17 protein-coding genes are annotated in these 15591 nt (G+C 60.7%); 7 read left to right on the forward strand and 10 right to left on the reverse strand.

Annotated elements, in window-relative coordinates:
* Positions 1-27: 27 nt before the first annotated feature.
* The 3 genes from LN996_RS08060 to LN996_RS08070 form a co-directional block, all read right to left on the reverse strand.
* Positions 28-1074: a hypothetical protein gene (locus LN996_RS08060; RefSeq protein ID WP_231339891.1), complete on the reverse strand. Its 1047-nt coding sequence runs from the start codon at positions 1072-1074 to the stop codon at positions 28-30.
* Complete coding sequence (locus tag LN996_RS08065; RefSeq protein WP_014923382.1) at positions 1067-2236, reverse strand: ATP-binding protein; 1170 nt, start codon at positions 2234-2236, stop codon at positions 1067-1069. Before LN996_RS08065 ends, LN996_RS08060 begins: the two co-directional genes overlap by 8 nt.
* 327 nt (positions 2237-2563) lie before the next feature.
* Positions 2564-3199 (reverse strand): TetR/AcrR family transcriptional regulator, encoded by a 636-nt coding sequence (locus LN996_RS08070; protein WP_231339892.1) that lies wholly within the window; start codon positions 3197-3199, stop codon positions 2564-2566.
* Positions 3200-3347: 148 nt separating this feature from the next.
* Between LN996_RS08070 and LN996_RS08075 the strand changes: the two genes are divergently transcribed.
* The 3 genes from LN996_RS08075 (at position 3348) to LN996_RS08085 (ending at position 6162) form a co-directional block, all read left to right on the forward strand.
* On the forward strand, positions 3348-4448 hold the full coding sequence (locus LN996_RS08075; protein WP_231339893.1) for an SRPBCC family protein: 1101 nt from the start codon (positions 3348-3350) through the stop codon (positions 4446-4448).
* Between the two features lie 275 nt (positions 4449-4723).
* Positions 4724-5338: a recombinase family protein gene (locus LN996_RS08080; protein WP_231339894.1), complete on the forward strand. Its 615-nt coding sequence runs from the start codon at positions 4724-4726 to the stop codon at positions 5336-5338.
* Positions 5335-6162, forward strand: coding sequence for a hypothetical protein (locus LN996_RS08085; RefSeq protein ID WP_231339895.1), 828 nt, complete (start codon positions 5335-5337; stop codon positions 6160-6162). The genes LN996_RS08080 and LN996_RS08085 overlap by 4 nt, the downstream gene beginning before the upstream one ends.
* A 55-nt stretch (positions 6163-6217) precedes the next feature.
* Here the strand turns inward: LN996_RS08085 and LN996_RS08090 are convergent, their stop codons facing one another.
* The 7 genes from LN996_RS08090 to LN996_RS08120 all read right to left on the reverse strand — a co-directional run bounded on the left by LN996_RS08090 (position 6218) and on the right by LN996_RS08120 (position 12069).
* The gene (locus LN996_RS08090) at positions 6218-6940 is read right to left on the reverse strand and encodes a hypothetical protein (RefSeq protein WP_231339896.1); all 723 of its coding nucleotides are present in this window, start codon (positions 6938-6940) and stop codon (positions 6218-6220) included.
* Between the two features lie 78 nt (positions 6941-7018).
* Positions 7019-7369 (reverse strand): hypothetical protein, encoded by a 351-nt coding sequence (locus tag LN996_RS08095; RefSeq protein WP_231339897.1) that lies wholly within the window; start codon positions 7367-7369, stop codon positions 7019-7021.
* A gap of 96 nt (positions 7370-7465) precedes the next feature.
* On the reverse strand, positions 7466-7891 hold the full coding sequence (locus LN996_RS08100) for a hypothetical protein (protein WP_231339898.1): 426 nt from the start codon (positions 7889-7891) through the stop codon (positions 7466-7468).
* Between the two features lie 3 nt (positions 7892-7894).
* Positions 7895-8719 carry a ParA family protein gene (locus tag LN996_RS08105; protein ID WP_231339899.1) on the reverse strand — a complete coding sequence of 275 codons (825 nt, stop codon included), beginning with the start codon at positions 8717-8719 and terminating at the stop codon, positions 7895-7897.
* 706 nt (positions 8720-9425) lie between these two features.
* Positions 9426-11276, reverse strand: coding sequence for a hypothetical protein (locus tag LN996_RS08110; protein WP_231339900.1), 1851 nt, complete (start codon positions 11274-11276; stop codon positions 9426-9428).
* A 147-nt stretch (positions 11277-11423) separates the two neighbouring features.
* Positions 11424-11657 carry a hypothetical protein gene (locus LN996_RS08115; RefSeq protein WP_166842959.1) on the reverse strand — a complete coding sequence of 78 codons (234 nt, stop codon included), beginning with the start codon at positions 11655-11657 and terminating at the stop codon, positions 11424-11426.
* A gap of 88 nt (positions 11658-11745) precedes the next feature.
* On the reverse strand, positions 11746-12069 hold the full coding sequence (locus LN996_RS08120) for an HTH domain-containing protein (RefSeq protein ID WP_231339901.1): 324 nt from the start codon (positions 12067-12069) through the stop codon (positions 11746-11748).
* A 285-nt stretch (positions 12070-12354) separates the two neighbouring features.
* Here LN996_RS08120 and LN996_RS08125 point away from each other — a divergent pair, with 285 nt between their 5' ends.
* From LN996_RS08125 to LN996_RS08140, 4 genes are read left to right on the forward strand one after another with little or no spacing between them, the layout of a single operon-like run.
* Positions 12355-12756, forward strand: a complete 402-nt coding sequence (locus LN996_RS08125; protein ID WP_231339902.1) for a hypothetical protein — start codon at positions 12355-12357, stop codon at positions 12754-12756.
* A complete protein-coding gene (locus tag LN996_RS08130) occupies positions 12753-13826 on the forward strand; it encodes a M23 family metallopeptidase (protein WP_231339903.1) in 1074 nt (357 codons plus the stop codon). Before LN996_RS08125 ends, LN996_RS08130 begins: the two co-directional genes overlap by 4 nt.
* The gene (locus LN996_RS08135; RefSeq protein ID WP_231339904.1) at positions 13826-14359 is read left to right on the forward strand and encodes a hypothetical protein; all 534 of its coding nucleotides are present in this window, start codon (positions 13826-13828) and stop codon (positions 14357-14359) included. The genes LN996_RS08130 and LN996_RS08135 overlap by 1 nt, the downstream gene beginning before the upstream one ends.
* A 41-nt stretch (positions 14360-14400) precedes the next feature.
* Complete coding sequence (locus LN996_RS08140) at positions 14401-15585, forward strand: ParA family protein (protein WP_231339905.1); 1185 nt, start codon at positions 14401-14403, stop codon at positions 15583-15585.
* The last annotated feature ends 6 nt before the right edge of the window (positions 15586-15591 follow it).

Raw genomic sequence — 15591 nt, forward strand, 5'->3', positions numbered from 1 at the left:
CCGCTCCCCCGGTTTCCGGGCCGGACGTCAGCGGACCACACTCGGCGACCACGCGTGCTCGATGAACAGGCTCGGTTGGGAGGCGGGATCGGTTGGCAGTTTCCAGATGTTGCTGTCGCCTTCTGTGGTGTCGTCCGCGAGACCATACAGCAGGGTCTGATCATCCAGCCACTCAATCTGGTCATCGACGCTGCGTTTCTCCGAAAGCACCGTTTCGGTGCCGGTTGCAAGGTCAAGCAGCGCCACGTTCCAATGCGCGGCCAAGGGCCCGCCGACGTTCTTCTTATACGCGATCCTGGTGCCGTCCGGCGACACCGACGGGCACTCAACGTTGTCGTGGATGGCCGTCAGCGTCCTGGCCTCGATACTCCCCTGGACCAGCCAGATCCGCCCTGACGACGCGGCCGTGGCGTAAAAGACATCACTCCGGCCGGGTGCGAACGTCACACCCCAGATGTTCCTGTCACTGGCCAGCAGCCGTTCGCCGTTCACGATGAGTGCGAAGTCTTCGAGGTTTCCTGTACCGCCGCCGGGCAACGTGATCTCGGTTGCTGTGGAGAACCCCGCTTGAGTGTAGGAGTGGCCGGAGACAAACACCGTGGTGGCGATCAGGGACCCGTCCGCACTGACACGCGCCCGGCTCGGAATGCCGGGCACAGGCCACGAACGCTCCTGCTGCCATTCCCGGTTCAGGACAGATGTTTCGTGAGTAGTCACCAAACCACGGTTGGATCTGAGACAGACCACCGTGGCGGCAGCGGCATAGACCCGGTCGCAGGCCTGGTCACTGACGGCACGCGTGCCGCCAGGGGCAGAAAGAGGCACCGTGGCCGCATTGCCATACCCCTGCCCATCGGCTGTGTTCCTGAAAAGAACGAAAGGGACCCCCGGGAGGGGCTGGCCTGCCGTGACCTCTACCGATGAGGCCGCCCTGCGGCTCTCCTCGAAGCGCTGGTACGCTCCCACCGCGTAGATCCCGGCCCCGGCAAGGACCAGCGCGGTAACAGCCAGGAGAATTCCCCACCGCAACCTCCCACCTGCAATGGTCCCGGTTCCTGCGCTCGTCTTATTCATGGAGGCGTTTGACGTAGTCAGCCATGCCCGGCACGGTGAACGCTACGACACCGAGTGCTGGTGCGTAGATGATCCCCTTGTCGATCAAGGATGCGCGGGTCATGGTCATGGAGCTTTGCTTCTTGTGCGCCCGTTCGGCAAGTTCAGCGGTGCTGGATCCTTCATCACCGTCGATCGCCATCAGGCGGAGGAAATCCTTCTCAGCCTTCGAGGCCCGTTTCCAGCGTGACGGGAAGAACCCTTGATCCAGTTGCGCGCGGCCGATTTCCACCGCAATTTTGGCGTCGTCGAAGGTCACGGTCTTTTCCGGTGCTGTTTCCCAGGCCGCGTAGCCGTACTCCTGCAGGAAGTACGGGTACGCGCCCGAGGCGCTCAGGAGGAGGTCTTGGGCTTCGGGTACGAACGATGCCCCAAACCTTCGGGCCGGGACGACCAGGGCTGCCTCGGCGGCTTCCCTCGACAGAGCTCCGATGCTGCGGTAGTTGAAGATCCTTTCGGCGTAGGAGCGCGCTTCGCTGAGTACCGAGGGCAGATTGGGCAGCCCTGCGCCCGCGATGTAGAAAGGCCATTCGCGTTGGCCGGCCAGGTGCTGGGCGCTGAGGAGAGCGGCGATGAGTCCCTCGTCCAGGTCCTGCATCTCATCGATGATGAAGATCAGGCCCGAACGCTTCTCCGCCAGCGCCAGGCAGAGATCCTCAATCAGTTCTTCCAGGTCCACTTCGATCGACCCGGAATCGGCGCGGCCGTGGTTGAGGTTGACCCCGATATCGATGCCGGTCACGCCGAGTTTCGCGGAGAAGGAGGCGATGCTGCCAAGCGCCGCCACGAGCCGTTCCCCCGCACCGCGGCGGTTCAGCTTCCGCCCTGCCTGCAGCAAGCTCCGGGCGAGCTTGGCCCGAACGGCTTCCGGCCCTCCCTCAGCGTCCCTGCCCTCCAGGAAAACCACCATGAATTCTGCGTGTTCGGCCTGCCGACGAAACTCGTTCAGCAGCACCGTTTTTCCCACCCCGCGAAGCCCATGCAGGACGATCCCCCGGTCGGGCCGTCGCTGCCGGGTCTTGGCCAGCAGCAGATCGAAGGCATCGATCTCACTCTGGCGCCCAACCAGCTCAAAGGGCCGTCGCCCCGAACCGGGCGAATACGGATTCAAAGCACTTTCCATATCAAGAACTATAAGGCAGTATCCAGCATTTTGGATATGCACTTATAGTCGTGGATTCAGAGCTTGGGGGCACGGATCGCCAGCGCAGAGCGCCTGGCCATGATGATATGGGCAGGTAGCCCGCTTGTCGCACCGTCGTGCGCTCCTGTTTGGCCAGTCATGGGACGGCTCCGCCGGGTAGCGACAGCAGCAGACCCTGGCATTAGTTGCTTGGTCCCCGAATTGGCGAAGCCCCGGTCAAATAGCGGTTGACCGAAGCTCCGATCGCATTATGTCCACACTAAGCTTGTAGTTCGCTGGGAGGGCGGCGGGTAGGTGGGGACTCTTTTAAGTGAGCAACATGTCTGGAAGGACGTCGCAGAGCCATGCCATGATCTGGTCGTGGCTCCAGCCGCGCTCAACAGCGAGCTGGTGGTACGTGCTGTCACCGTAGACAGTCATGAACGCCTCGGTGAGCTGATCGATGGGCCGATCAGCACGGAGCGGCCCCTTTTCCGCCAGTATCTCCAAGACCTGTCCGAACCCGTCCCTGCGAAGGTTTTCATGGTGTTGGTGCGTTCGGCGCACCTCGTTATCGGTCAGGGCGGCTGCGCGAAGAACTTCCGAGATAGCCGACGCGCGCGCAAATAAGGGGCCTGCTCCACGAATGAAGATCCGCAATGCCTCAGCAGCGTCGGGTTCCTGCATCATCGATGTCCACCACGGTTGGGCCTGCGGTGGGCGGGGATCACCTTCGCCCAGGACGGCGGAGTCAATTACGGCACTGATGAGCTCGGGTTTGGTGTGGAACACGAAGTACACGGTTTGCGAAGCTACTCCGGCACGGGCGGCAATGCCGGCCATGGTGGCCCCGTGGAATCCTCGGGCGATAAATTCCTGGTGCGCCGCCGTTATGATCTTGCGCCGAGTGGCTTCCGATTTCTGCCTGCGAGTGCTCTTGACGTGCAGTGTGTCCGGGTCCATATTTAGAGTATCTCACTAGAGCAGCACTCTAGTTTGCTTCAAGATTAGAGCCGTGTCGTGGAAACCCAGAACCCCCAGACCGTCCTCACCGGCAGTCGACCCAACATCCTTTCTCGCCCTCTCTGGCACCGTAGCTAACGAGGCCATCATGAACAGCCATTTCCTTGGCAGACAAGCGGTGACTCTCACCGCACTGGGCACGACCTGCGGGATTGCCTGGGCCGCCGGTTTCCGCGGATACATGGTGGAGCTCGCCGGTCCGGCATCCACTTTCGATTGGTGGGGAACATTCGGCGCACTCATTTTTCCCGGTGCCGTTGCCGGTGGACTTCTAGGCTGGGCGGAAGCCCTCCGACGGACCGGCGGACGACAGCATTGGCGCTGGCTGGCTCTGGCACCATTGGCGTTTGCCATAGCTCCAATGCTCCTCCCCGGCGCGGTTCCTGCCCTTCTAACTCAGGGCCTTGGCGGAGGAGCGATCGCAGTGGCTCTGATGGCAGTCGGTGGAGGCTACGCTGTATCGCGCCGGGGTCCGCTTTGGAGCAGGCTGGCCTGTGGCATCACCAGCGCAGCCCTCCTTGCCGCCCTCGCTCTGGCCGGGCCCGGAATCGCCGGCCCTGCACTCGCTCTTACGGAGCCCCGCGGCGCGTGGGTTGCCGTCCTGGCCGCGTCGTTCGTGACTGTTCTAGCCCTCGCCTCGTCGATCCCACACAGGGCTGTGGCACCAGCCGCGGATTCGCTCGTCCCGTTGCAATCAACCGGACTTGCACGCCATGGCGTGCGTCCGCGCCTTGGAAAGGACGTCATGAATCGGCTCCAGCTGGAGATGCGCACCGAGTTGCAGGCTCCGGCCTCAAAGGTCTTCGACTTCGTTGCAGACCACACGAACGCGACCCGATGGCAGAACGGCATCGACGATATTAAGCGCATCACGCCGGGTCCTCTCCGCGTTGGCACTGAACATGAGTTCACGCGGCGATTCGCGGGAATGAAAGTCGTCGCCCGCAACCGCTTCATCGCCTACGAGCCTGGCCGCTTCGTCGCCTTCGAGATCCCATCGGGCAAGATGACCGGTGTCGCTTCCTATCTGGTAGAGCCCACAGGCGCCGGCACCTGTCGACTCACCAGCAATGTAGATTTCCACGTGGGCGGCCTCGCCCGGTTCGCAGTGCCCCTTCTGACGCTGATCTTCAAACGAGACGACGAGAAGGCCCTAGCCGCCCTCAAAGTCCTAATGGACCAGCCCTAAGCCACGGCAGTCCCGACTCGCAATCGCTCAGCAACCCGGCACCTTAGAAGCCATTCCTCGTCCGACGTGCAACCAACTCGTCTCGGGATCCGGCAGCAAGTATGGCGTCCGCTTCAGACGTGTCCCATTTCCTTAGAAGTGGGACACCTCCGATGGGACACTCCCCCACCCACCCGAATCCGCGAGATCCCGCGAAACATAAAAATCCCATATGTAGTCCCAAAAGTCATGCAACAAATCCCTGTTACAGAGACAACTTTCGGTACGGTTCAGACATGGACATTGGGTACGCTAGGGTCTCAACAACGAAGCAGGACCTCGCCCGTCAAATGGACGCGCTGGCGGCCGCGGGCATCGAGGCCAAGCACATTTACGTGGACAAGAAATCCGGGGCAACCACGAACAGGCCTGGACTCCAAGAAGCGATGCGCCACGCGAGGGCCGGAGATGTGATCGTGGTCCACACCCTGGACCGCTTCGGCCGAACGGTGCGAGACACCCTGAACCTCGTCCATGAGCTCAAAGAAAGAGATATCGGGATCCGGACACTGGCCGATCCCCTGGCGATCGACACCACCGCCCCAGATAGTTCAATGGCCCAACTGGCCTTCGTGATGCTGGCTCTGTTCGCCGAGATGGAACGGACCTATTCCGCCGAACGAGTTGCCCATGCCAGGGCAGTGGCCGCGGCCAACGGTCGGCGGACCGGGCGCCCGTCCGTAGTCGACCCAGCAAAGCTCGAACACGCGGTCATGCTCCGGGACAAGGGAGCAAGCATGCGCGAGATTACGGAGAAGACCGGGCTGAAGCGCAGCACCCTGTACCGGCACCTGCCGCCCCGTTCACCGGCTCCAGATTCGCCGGATATGAACGGCATACTGGGTAGGTGAACTTGCTTACTGAGCTAATTGTGCCGCTTGTGAGCGTGGTAGGTACTTCGACGGCAGTCCTGATTGCCGTCGATCAGATAACCGCTGGTTCCCGCCTCCGCCGCCAAGCAATCTTCTGGCGCGATATGGCAGCGCAAGAACATGCGCTCTCACGCGATTCCGATGTGTCTCACAGCTTGCAAAGAGAAGCTCTCGGCAAGCTAGTAGCGCTTAGCGCTCTACCAGCAAAGTGGCTATTAGTGCCGGCCCTCTTGGTTTTCTCCGCCGTGGCTGCCGCAGTAATGCTGGGCGTCCGGATTGGGGAGATACCACCAGCAGAGCTTACCTGGACCAAACTGCTGGAAAAGGAGGAACAAGATCCGGGGACTCTAGTGCTGATAGTCCTCCCCTCAGTAGCTTCATTGGGAACGGCAGCTTTCTTGAACCCTTTGCTGCTTCGGAAGAAAGTCGCCAGGGCCTATCTCGATGGCGATCCTCTTGAGCTCGACAGCATCAACGCTGGCCGATCGCTCAAGGACAATCTTGGCGGCCTTGGCCTTGTCCTAATTTTCGCATTCGGATTTGGTCTTACAGGGATGGCTGCGGCCATTGGAGGCTTTGCAGGCGCGGGGCCTAACCCAGCGAGCATATCGGAGTGGGTGGTTCTGGTCCTTTTCCTGGGAGCTGCTCTCGCGTCTACAAGCGGCTTAGCACTCTACGCAAAAGTTCAGGACTATGCGAAGGAAGAGTGGCACCATCCCCGGGCGCTGCCAGTCGAGGCCCCACACCAGTCAAGATGGCAGTCTCTGAGGGCCTTCTTCCGGAGGACTAGGCGGGCCGACTGAACCGACCAGGTCGTTTTTTAGGTCATTTATACCTAAAAGAGATAAGAAGGCTCTATCAGAGCTTGAGGGTCGGGTTCGACCCGCCAAACTTTGACAGCGGCAGCTGCCATCGCGGTCCAGCGTCAACCCTAAAGGTTAGAATCGCTCTGTCAGAAAAGACCTCCACAGGCCCTTTTGGCCCGTCACCTCGCGAGTGTGGTCCGTGAATTGTCGCTAGGATGTGCACCCCCATTTTGCCGGCGAAGTAGGGCTCAGCGTACTGCGTGTGGACGGATTTGGCCTTGAAATCCGGCACGTCGATCCTGGACGCCGGAAAGTCGCCATAATGAGTGGTCGTATTCGGGATTTCTACATGGACGTCCGTCAACCGCTTCCCAGTCCCATTGCGAATAGCAAAACGGGCCTGATACTTCAGCGTGAATCCGGGAAGTTCCTCAGTCGTGAGGAATGAGTCGCAAACGAGTTCCCACGTTACCTGAGAGGCTTCGCTTAGCATGGCGGCCCGGGCGGAATCCGTTAGCTGATGTAGCTGGAACGTGCTCTCCAGGTCCTCCTTCTCTTGCTGCGTCTTCTTCTCATCGTCTCCTTGAGATACTTCACGAAACCGGAGATAGAACGTAAGACCAGCGACCAGGAAGCCTAGCGCAGTCACGCCGACGTTTACCCAGGATGCCACAGGGCCCCAAACTGTCTCCAGCGGCACCAAGGACGACGACCAAGCGATGGCAAGCCCAACGGCTAACAGTGACGATGCGCTGGCGATTGCCAGGAGGATCACCTCTCTAGGCGACCAGGTTAAGAAATATCGCCAGACCCGCCTTAGCGGACCGCCGGGCTTAGTCTCCAAGATTGCTTCTCACTTTCCGGCCGCGTGGAATGTCTTCATGGCCTCCACCCATGTCATGCCCAGTATGGGGCCTATCTCTGTCCAGTCCTGGCCTTTGTATCGGGCTAGTTTGATGGCGGCAATGAGTTCGCGGCGGGCTTGGTCGGCCTGGTCTGCTTTGTATCTGATCAATGCGAGTGGGTCTTCCATGTGGAAGCCCAGACCAAACATGGCTTCATCATCTCGGTCTTCGAATGCCTCCCCCAGGAGCTTGTAGGAGGAAACAAGCTCGGACATTTCTTCAGCGGTGAGGTTGTCGAAGTCATTGGTGCCTGCGGGCCCTGTGTAAGGGTGGGACCGTCCTTCGCGATTCTGAAACAATCTCAAGTCCTTTCCACGAGCGACCAAACACTAGATGGGCCTCCGCTCCTATGAGGGGCTTTTAGGTCTAAAAGAGCCATTGGAGACATGGCGCTTTCAGCGGCGGCCGCGCGCTATCTTGCCCGAGGCGACGACAGGGAACGGCTTGCCGTCGTTGTACGTGTTCTCCCGCTTCAGCATCCGGTCCAAGGCTGCTTCTCGGAGGAAGTCCGAGAAGGATGCCTCCCTTTCGGCCGCCGTGGTCGGCGTGTGGAACCAAGCCGCTCGGATGCGCTCCAATACATCCTCATCTGCGTAGAAGGATCCCTTGGGCTGAGTCTTTCCTGACTTCGACTGCGGCCTGCCTGCTTGCGGCGTGGGGCCTGAAGCACTCTCAGTAACGGCGCGCTCCCCCGCAGTATTTTCTTCGGTTGCTTGAGCTTGCGTGGGGACACTGCTTAGCGCGGGGGCCTGGTTGTTCTGGTGCTCGATCGGGTGAGCTGCGCCGAGGGCGCTCTTTCTACGTTCGGGTCGTTGCGCCATGGTTTAGGCCTCCAGTTTGCTGTAGTCGTGTTTGGGGAAAGTCTTTTCCAGATGTGGCCGTAGGTCTATTTCATCGAGATGCGCCAGGTGCCTGGCGTAGATCTCATAGGCTTGCCTGGCTTTGTCATCGGGCCACTCGTCCAGGCCTAGGCCTGCCTCCATTGCGTCTTGAATGACGCTCCAGTAGGGCAGGTAGGGTTCGAGGATCCGCCAGGGCGATGCCTCGATAAGGTCGGTGATCCATGCCCGGTGCGTGATGGTGTTGCGGTTGCCGTTGACGATAACGCCTGCGACTGTGAGCAGAGGGTTGTAGTACTTGGCCACACTGTCGAAACTCAGCTGGAGTTGGCTAAGTCCGTCCAAGGAGAACTTTGAGGGCTGGGTTATCACCAATGCCCGGTGGGCAGCAGCCAAAGCGTTGATGGTGTGAAGTTCAAGGCTTGGAGCGCAATCGATGAGAACGACGTCGTAGCGCTCCAGGTTCTCCGAGAGTGCTTCCTTGAGCCTGTACTCGCGGCCGTGTTCGGCATGCAGCTGCTGGACGGCCTTAGTTGTGTTGGAGTTGGCCGGGATAACCGTGAGGCCTTCCCAGATGCCGTCCACTTCGACTTCCCGCAGGTTCTCCCCTAGCAGCACGTCTGCAAATGTCAGTTGGTCCTGTTCAACGCTTTCGGCAGAAAGGAGACCGCTGAGGTTTCCCTGGGGATCCGCATCAATGGCCAAGACCCGCTTTCCAGCCTGAGTCAATGCTCGCGCCAAACTGTAGGTTTCTGAGGTCTTGCCGACCCCGCCCTTTTGGTTGATGAGGGCGTATATGGTTGCAGCCATTTTGTCTCCATTCCATCTATTGCATCCAAAATACCTCTTAGGTCCATTAGGGATGTGGGCGACACTCCCCCTATTGAATATTTTAGAGTTTTTAGGGTTAAAAGTTCTAATCACACTATACACACCATAAGATCTTTTATACCTATTAGAGCTATTACGCTCGCCATTTGCTCATTTTGGGGAGAGGATTGCTCCACAACTAGGGGGAGGTGGATGGTGGCCAGCAAGCAAGGCCGTAAGGCGTGGTTGGTGACTTGGGTAACGGCCAACCAGCAGCATCTGCAAAGTCCAATTGCAGCTATGTTCAGTTCGCGGAAAAGCCCTGACACCGTGAAGGACTCTGTGGAGTTTCTGTACCTGACGACACAGTTCGGTGGGGACGAACAGTTGGCCTTTCTTACGGATCCATCGTCCAACCCATATCCCGCCACATATGGGACTATTCGCGTTAACGTCAGCGGAACCGGCGAAACCAATGTCTCTTGGCAGGCTCAGATCATGTGCGGCCACAACCCGTATCTATACGCACGCCGTGTGGAAAATCTACGCTTGGGGGAGGGCACGTATCCTGACGGTTCTCAGCAACTGCAGTGGGATGAGATTCCTCGACCCGCTGAACCGCTAGATTGGACCTAAAAGGGCTATAAGACCTTTTAGGTCCATGGCAGCAGCTCGCTCTTGCATCTCGTACAGCCCAGGCCGAGCCCTATGCTGCGAGCCATAGGACCACCTCATGATCGGGAGGCGGCATCCACCATTCGTCGCGTTCGGCTTCATAGAGGTCTATTTCGCTTACTTGCTGGTCACGGAAGCGGTCGAGGTAGGCATGCCAGGCGGCGCGTTCCCGTCGGTTTCGGCTGATGTGGGCCTGGAAGTCGTCCAGCACGCCGAGACGCGCGGCAAGGTGCGTAAGGTTCACCGTAGTGGTCGTCCAGTGTCGGCCCTGGCGTTTGATCATGGCCAAGGCTTCCATGTCCGTCAGTACTTTGGTGGCCGCGTTGCGGCTGATACCTGTGGCCCGCACGAGGTCGGCCGTGGTGGGGGAGTGCCGGCCACGTTCGATTCCTTCGTAGATGATGGCAGCGGCGTCGCCAAGAGACCGGAATACGGGGCGTATGGCATGAACCTGCCCTCTGCGCCACGTGAGTTCGCGGGCCAGCGGGGTGTAGTGCTCAGGCAACTGAATCACGTAGACATCGGCTGCCTTATGCCGCGCGTCAGCAACTTTGGTCAGAATACCGTCGGAGGCTTTGACCAGCGCTGGCAGGAGGCGAGCAATCGTCACGTGGTGTTTCCCCAGGGCCGCGGCGAGGGTACGGCAACCGACGTCCAGGATGTTGGTTTGCTTGGCACGCATATAGCCAAGGAGTCCGCGGAGGAGGAGGCGAAGGCCCAAGCCTTCGCGGCCGCGTGACTGAAGGCGGTGATCAAGAACGGCATAGAGGATATTTTCCAGGTCGTTCACGAGCTGGTGGATTCCTGCAGGGCTAGGTTTAGTAGCCCCCCCTGTGAGTTGAGTAAGGCTTGTGTTGTTAATAAGTGCAGTCGTTTCCCGTACTTTCTGGAAAGAGCTTTTCTGCGGCATGCGGTTCGCCGTGAAAGCTTCCGCCTTTGCCCACTCGATCGGCAGGAGCCGTTCCTGCTTGCTGGCTGTGCCGTACAGGGCTGCGAGGCCGGGGAACTGCCCGGCCAGTTCGTTCTGGACCTGGCCGCGGGTCCAGCCACAGGCCGCGAAGTGATTGAGGACGGCCATGCGGGCTTCTGAGGGGCTCGCGTAGCGTGCCGTGTCGTAGAGCCCCGTACGGGCAACCCTGCGAAGCGGGGAGTCGCTGAATGCAGCTGCGGTGAGCGGCAGTGTTGCTGTAGATCGCTGAGCGGTAATCCGCGTCGTCTCACGGGCTTTGCGCGCACGGTTGCGGGCCAGCTCCGGTGCCAGGACGGCTTTCAGGGAACGGACGGCGGCGGGGGAGTTCCTGCGTCGGAGGACGTCGTAAGCCTGCGTCAGGGGGGTGATGAGAGTTTGGTGGCCACCGGCCTTGTGCGCGGATCCTGGGACACGGATGCAGCCGTCGGTGGTGTTTTGGTGAGGGCTCGGGTCAAGGCTCGTGGCCATCAGGGCGAGGGCTTCTACGAGTTCGCGGGCGTCGGCCGCGTCCATGCGTTCCTGCAGGGGGATATACAGGTGCCGGCCTCCGCTGGGGGAGAAGTCTTCGACGAAGCCCACGCCAGCTTTCCTGAGCGTGGTGGCCAGCTGCGCTGCGTCGGTGTCTACGACGTGTTTGAGGGCCTTGGAGGTGTCGAGGTCCAGGCAGAGTGTGGCTACGCGGCCGTCGGGGCCGTGAAGCGTTACGGCGGCCGGGCGGTCAGGCAGTGTCGGCGTAATTTTCGGGGGTTGAGCTGGCCGGCGGTATTGGAACTTCTGGCCGATCCAGCGGCCGAGCCTGTAGGAAGGCTCACCTGCAATCAGGGGGGCAAGTGCCCAGGCTTGTTGCGGTGTCGTCTGCGTTCCGACACCCAGGGGGGCATGCGTTGACGCCAAGACCGCTTCCGGTACCATAGACAGCAGTTACCTTTCGTTCTCGAAGGTACGAAAAAGGGAGCGTCCTCGCGAGAGGAAGCTTTTTAGTTCAGATCGTGGTCCCGCCAAGAACGAGATCTGAACGCCATACTTGTTGAAGGCCCGCCTAGTGCGGGCCTTCGTAATTTAAGACGCTTGCGGCAAAGGCAGCACTCCTTGGTTTCCTAGCATCCATGGAGGAAGACCGCCGTCGGGTATGTCCTTCCGGACGTGGTCAATGATCGCTTCGAGAATCACTGCGCTGGAGACTCCTGCCCTGTCGGCCAGGTTGTCGATTAATTCCTTGCGCTCTTCTTCGATCGCCCACCCAAGACGTACAGGGTTGAGCCGTGTGCCTCGGGGTAGTCTGCGAGCTGCCATGAAACCCACTTAACTATGTATGTGTCCTTCGTTTGCGTAGCGACACGCCAAATGCTTCATGTTGTGCCGTTAAGTGCGATATGGCGGTCTACTTTCCCCGCAGAAACTCCAGGTAGGTCTGGATGGCTTCTTCTCGCGCGTCGATATTGAGTTTGTAGACCCGCCAGCGGTCTGATTGCCCTTTTCCTTCCGCCTGTTCCGAGGTGACGCCGCCCTGCGTCTCAATTTCCTTGAGGTATCTCCAGACGGTCCGGTAGTCGACGTCGAGATCGCGTCCAATCACGCCGGAAGTGGCTCCCTCGGGGTGTTGAGCGAGGTATCTGAGGATCGATGTTCGGAGCGCATTGACTCCGAGCATGCTCAAGGACTCCTCCGTGAGGCCTGGAATCGCGAGTGGGACATATTTCGGCACCTCTCTATTGTCTACTAACTGTGCACTCACGATGATATGCCATACAATGTGATATGACGATGTAAGGGCAAAAGCTCTTACTGAAACGGGAGTGATCTGCTCCACAAGGGGTCGTGTGACAAGCACTTTCGCGGAATTCCGTGGACAATACGCGTTGGTCCAACGTCTGGACTATCTAGACGGGTGGGCTATTTTTGTCACCCGGGTCTGGTAGCTGTGGAAATGATGCCCAGTGGGGAGGGACAGGTTTTGAAGAGTTTGCTGCCGTTTGGCACGGAGTGGCTGATGAGCGCGTCTCTGCGTACCCGCGCCGAGGCCGGACGCGAGAGTTTCCGGTCTTGGATCGGCGACCTGGACGTCCCTGCATATCAAAGGCGGGTCCTGGCTGAACTCGTGGGCCTGATGGATGAGCGTGAGTTTATTGAAGGCCGCGCAGCGTGCGTGACGTACGCTGCTGAGCTTGCCCGCCGCACAGGGCTCGAAGAGGAACTACCCGAGGTCTTGGACGCCTTGATAGACACAGGACTGCTGACCCGCCACAAGGCCGCGGCAGTCTACAACGATGGCCGTCCCGGTTTGGTCCTGAGGATCCGTCACCCCGAAGTTGTTCTTACCGTGGAGGCTGCTGGGACTCTATGGATGGCCGATTCCTGGGTCCGCAAGCAACGTCCGGTGGTGAAGCGATGACCGCCCGCAAAGTCCTTACCGGCGCCTCGATCGTTGCCCTGCTGACGGTTGGCTTGGTGACTGTTGTCCTGGACGAGAGCGATCCTGCACAGGCGGCATCATCGTGTGCTGCCCCTGCCGGTGCGGCTGCTGGTCCTGCCCCTGCCGGGGGAGTGGCTGGGTTTGATGCCGCGCAGATGAAGAACGCCCAAGCAATCATGAACGCGGCCAAGTCCCTGAAGCTGCCGGTCGCGGCGCAGCTGATCGGAATACAGGCGGCGATCGGTGAGTCCACACTGCGCGTCATCGACTACGGTGACGGAGCCGGGCCGGACTCGCGTGGCTTGTTCCAGCAGCGTGCCAACGGCGCGTGGGGATCGTATGCGGACCGGATGGATCCCACCATTTCGGCGACGAACTTTTTCAAGGCCCTTCAGCGCGTCCAGGGTTGGGAAACCATGGAGCCGACCATCGCCATCCACCGGACGCAGCGGAACGCGGATCCGAACCACTACACAAAGTTCCGCGCACAGGCCACGGAAGTCTTCAAGGCCTTGGGTGGGGAGTCCGGCGCGGCAGTGGACCCGTCCGGTGTGTGCCCGGCTGAAGGCAACCAGGTTGTCGGAGATTTGGCCGGTAAGTGGGTCAAACCCATGGAAGGGGCGATCAACAGCAGCGGTTACGGTTCCCGTCCTGCCCCGCCAGGCACTGCCGGGGGAGTGCTGGCCAACTTCCACTACGGGATCGACCTCGTTCACCCTGGCGGGCCGGGAACCATCGTGGCCCTGACGGATATGAAGATCGTCAAGGTCCGCAACATGGACGGCCTTTTCGGCACCGGCGTGACCGGCCAGACCGTGGACGGAAAGCTCACGATCGGCATGTACCACATGGAAGCCGGGTCGGTGAAGGTCAAAGAAGGTGACACCGTGGCCGCCGGAACCCCCCTTGGTACTGAGGGAGCAACGGGCAACGTCACCGGCCGCCACCTCCACATGGAGTTCTTCGCCGGCGCCCTTCCCAACCCCATGGTCCCGATCAATCCCACCATCGACCCGACTCCGATCATGAAAGAGAAAGGCATTCTCTGATGCGCAAGCACCTCGCACTCACAGCCGCCCTGGCCGCCGCGCTCTCCCTGAGTGCCTGTGCCGGAAACGCGGGCACCGAACCGGCGACCGATTCGACCCCCACGGTGAATACGGGACAGGCAGGGCAGGAAAGCCATCATGCCGAGGACGGCCACGACCACGGCACCGATGAGCATTACGGCGTCCCGGAGGTGACCTGGGATGCCGCAGCGGAGAAAGCAGTCAAGGACACCGCGGCCAAGGTCATGGGCTTGTTCGCCCGTCCCGATGTTCCGGAAACAACCTGGTTCGCTGACCTCGCCCCGCATCTTGCACCTGAGTACGCCGAAGATGCGAAGTACATCGACCCGGCCCGGGTGCCCATCCGCAAGATCACGGACGGACCAGCGATCAGCAGGGACGCCGGCAACCCGCTGACGGTCACCGCAACGTTCTCCACTGACGCGGGCCGCTGGAAGATGCTCCTGCACCGGTCCGGACAGCAGCAACCCTGGCTGGTAACAGCCATATCCCCCCAAGACCCGACCTCATGAACCCAAAGACAGAACCTGAAACGAGCGAGAGGAACCATCCGATGAGCACGAACTGGCAAGGGAGCGAACGGAAGAGCCGCGCACCCATCAGTCTGACCGACACCGAACCCGAAGCAATCGCAACGGATCCGGCCACGATCATCCACGCCGTACCGGATGCCGAAGCAGCAGCGACCGAACCGAAGGCGGAGACGGTGGTGGTGGATCACCGCGAAGCACCGTTGGTCAGTGGCCGCCGCAGCGCAGCTGTCCTGCGCAAGGAGAACGTGAACGACCAACTGCCACCGGCCACCGGCTGGCAGGCCTTCCTGCGGGCAGTCAGCTTCGGTCTGATCAGCCCCAAGGTTGGCACGGCCGAGCTGGCACGCCGGGCGGATCTGTCCGCGATCCAGCGCGTGTACTCCCGCCCGATGCAGATCACGGTCGCCCAGCCCCTGGGCGGGGTGGGCAAAACGATGTGCAGCGTCGGCTTGGGTTCCACGTTCGGGATCCACTCCGGCCAGCAGACGCTGGTGTGGGACAACAACGAGATGATGGGCACCGCCGGCGTCCGGACCAACGCGAACGACTCCACCCGGACGGTCTGGGATCTGTTGAACGTCCTGGAGTCCTTCGAGACCGTCACCGCTCGCAAGGGCGAGCTGTCCTACTACACCCGCCATCAGGGCAACAACCAGTTCTCCGTCCTGGTCGCGGACGAGGACGCGGACCGCATGAAATCCATTGGTGCCGACGAGTTCAACCGCATCCACACGGTGGTCAGCCGTTTCTACGACACCATCATCGTGGACACCGGGAACAACACCCGCTCTGCGAACTGGCTTGCCTCGATCGAGGTCACCGACCAGCTCGTGATCCCCACGACGCTCAAGCGCAACGCTGTCGTCTCCGCCCTGCGGATGATTGAACAGCTCGAGTCCATGTCCGAGCGCACCGGCAACCCGCACTACAAGGACCTGGTGAGCAACGCCGTCGTGCTGGTCACCCAGGGTGGCGGGGCGAAGGTTTCCGCGGCAGAGCAGGCGGAGCTTCGCGAGAACCTTGCCTCCGCTGTGCGGGTCCTGATCGACATCCCGTATGACGGGGCGTTGGATACCGGCTCGATCATCGACTGGCAGCTCGTTGGTGACCCGGCCCGCCGGGCCTTCGAACGTGCCTCAGCGGAAATCGCTGAAGGCCTCTTGGCCATTGACCGCGCCACGTCCACCAAAACCACCACCCTCTAAGGAGCA

This window comes from Arthrobacter sp. AK01 (assembly GCF_021109375.1).
Classification (GTDB): domain Bacteria; phylum Actinomycetota; class Actinomycetes; order Actinomycetales; family Micrococcaceae; genus Arthrobacter.

Bases quoted from the DNA above. Each gene is read 5' to 3' on its own strand.
- LN996_RS08060 (WP_231339891.1), bottom strand. From the start codon at position 1,074: ATGAATAAGACGAGCGCAGGAACCGGGACCATTGCAGGTGGGAGGTTG.
- LN996_RS08065 (WP_014923382.1), bottom strand. From the start codon at position 2,236: ATGGAAAGTGCTTTGAATCCGTATTCGCCCGGTTCGGGGCGACGGCCC.
- LN996_RS08070 (WP_231339892.1), bottom strand. From the start codon at position 3,199: ATGGACCCGGACACACTGCACGTCAAGAGCACTCGCAGGCAGAAATCG.
- LN996_RS08075 (WP_231339893.1), top strand. From the start codon at position 3,348: ATGAACAGCCATTTCCTTGGCAGACAAGCGGTGACTCTCACCGCACTG.
- LN996_RS08080 (WP_231339894.1), top strand. From the start codon at position 4,724: ATGGACATTGGGTACGCTAGGGTCTCAACAACGAAGCAGGACCTCGCC.
- LN996_RS08100 (WP_231339898.1), bottom strand. From the start codon at position 7,891: ATGGCGCAACGACCCGAACGTAGAAAGAGCGCCCTCGGCGCAGCTCAC.
- LN996_RS08105 (WP_231339899.1), bottom strand. From the start codon at position 8,719: ATGGCTGCAACCATATACGCCCTCATCAACCAAAAGGGCGGGGTCGGC.
- LN996_RS08110 (WP_231339900.1), bottom strand. From the start codon at position 11,276: ATGGTACCGGAAGCGGTCTTGGCGTCAACGCATGCCCCCCTGGGTGTC.
- LN996_RS08115 (WP_166842959.1), bottom strand. From the start codon at position 11,657: ATGGCAGCTCGCAGACTACCCCGAGGCACACGGCTCAACCCTGTACGT.
- LN996_RS08125 (WP_231339902.1), top strand. From the start codon at position 12,355: ATGAGCGCGTCTCTGCGTACCCGCGCCGAGGCCGGACGCGAGAGTTTC.
- LN996_RS08130 (WP_231339903.1), top strand. From the start codon at position 12,753: ATGACCGCCCGCAAAGTCCTTACCGGCGCCTCGATCGTTGCCCTGCTG.
- LN996_RS08135 (WP_231339904.1), top strand. From the start codon at position 13,826: ATGCGCAAGCACCTCGCACTCACAGCCGCCCTGGCCGCCGCGCTCTCC.
- LN996_RS08140 (WP_231339905.1), top strand. From the start codon at position 14,401: ATGAGCACGAACTGGCAAGGGAGCGAACGGAAGAGCCGCGCACCCATC.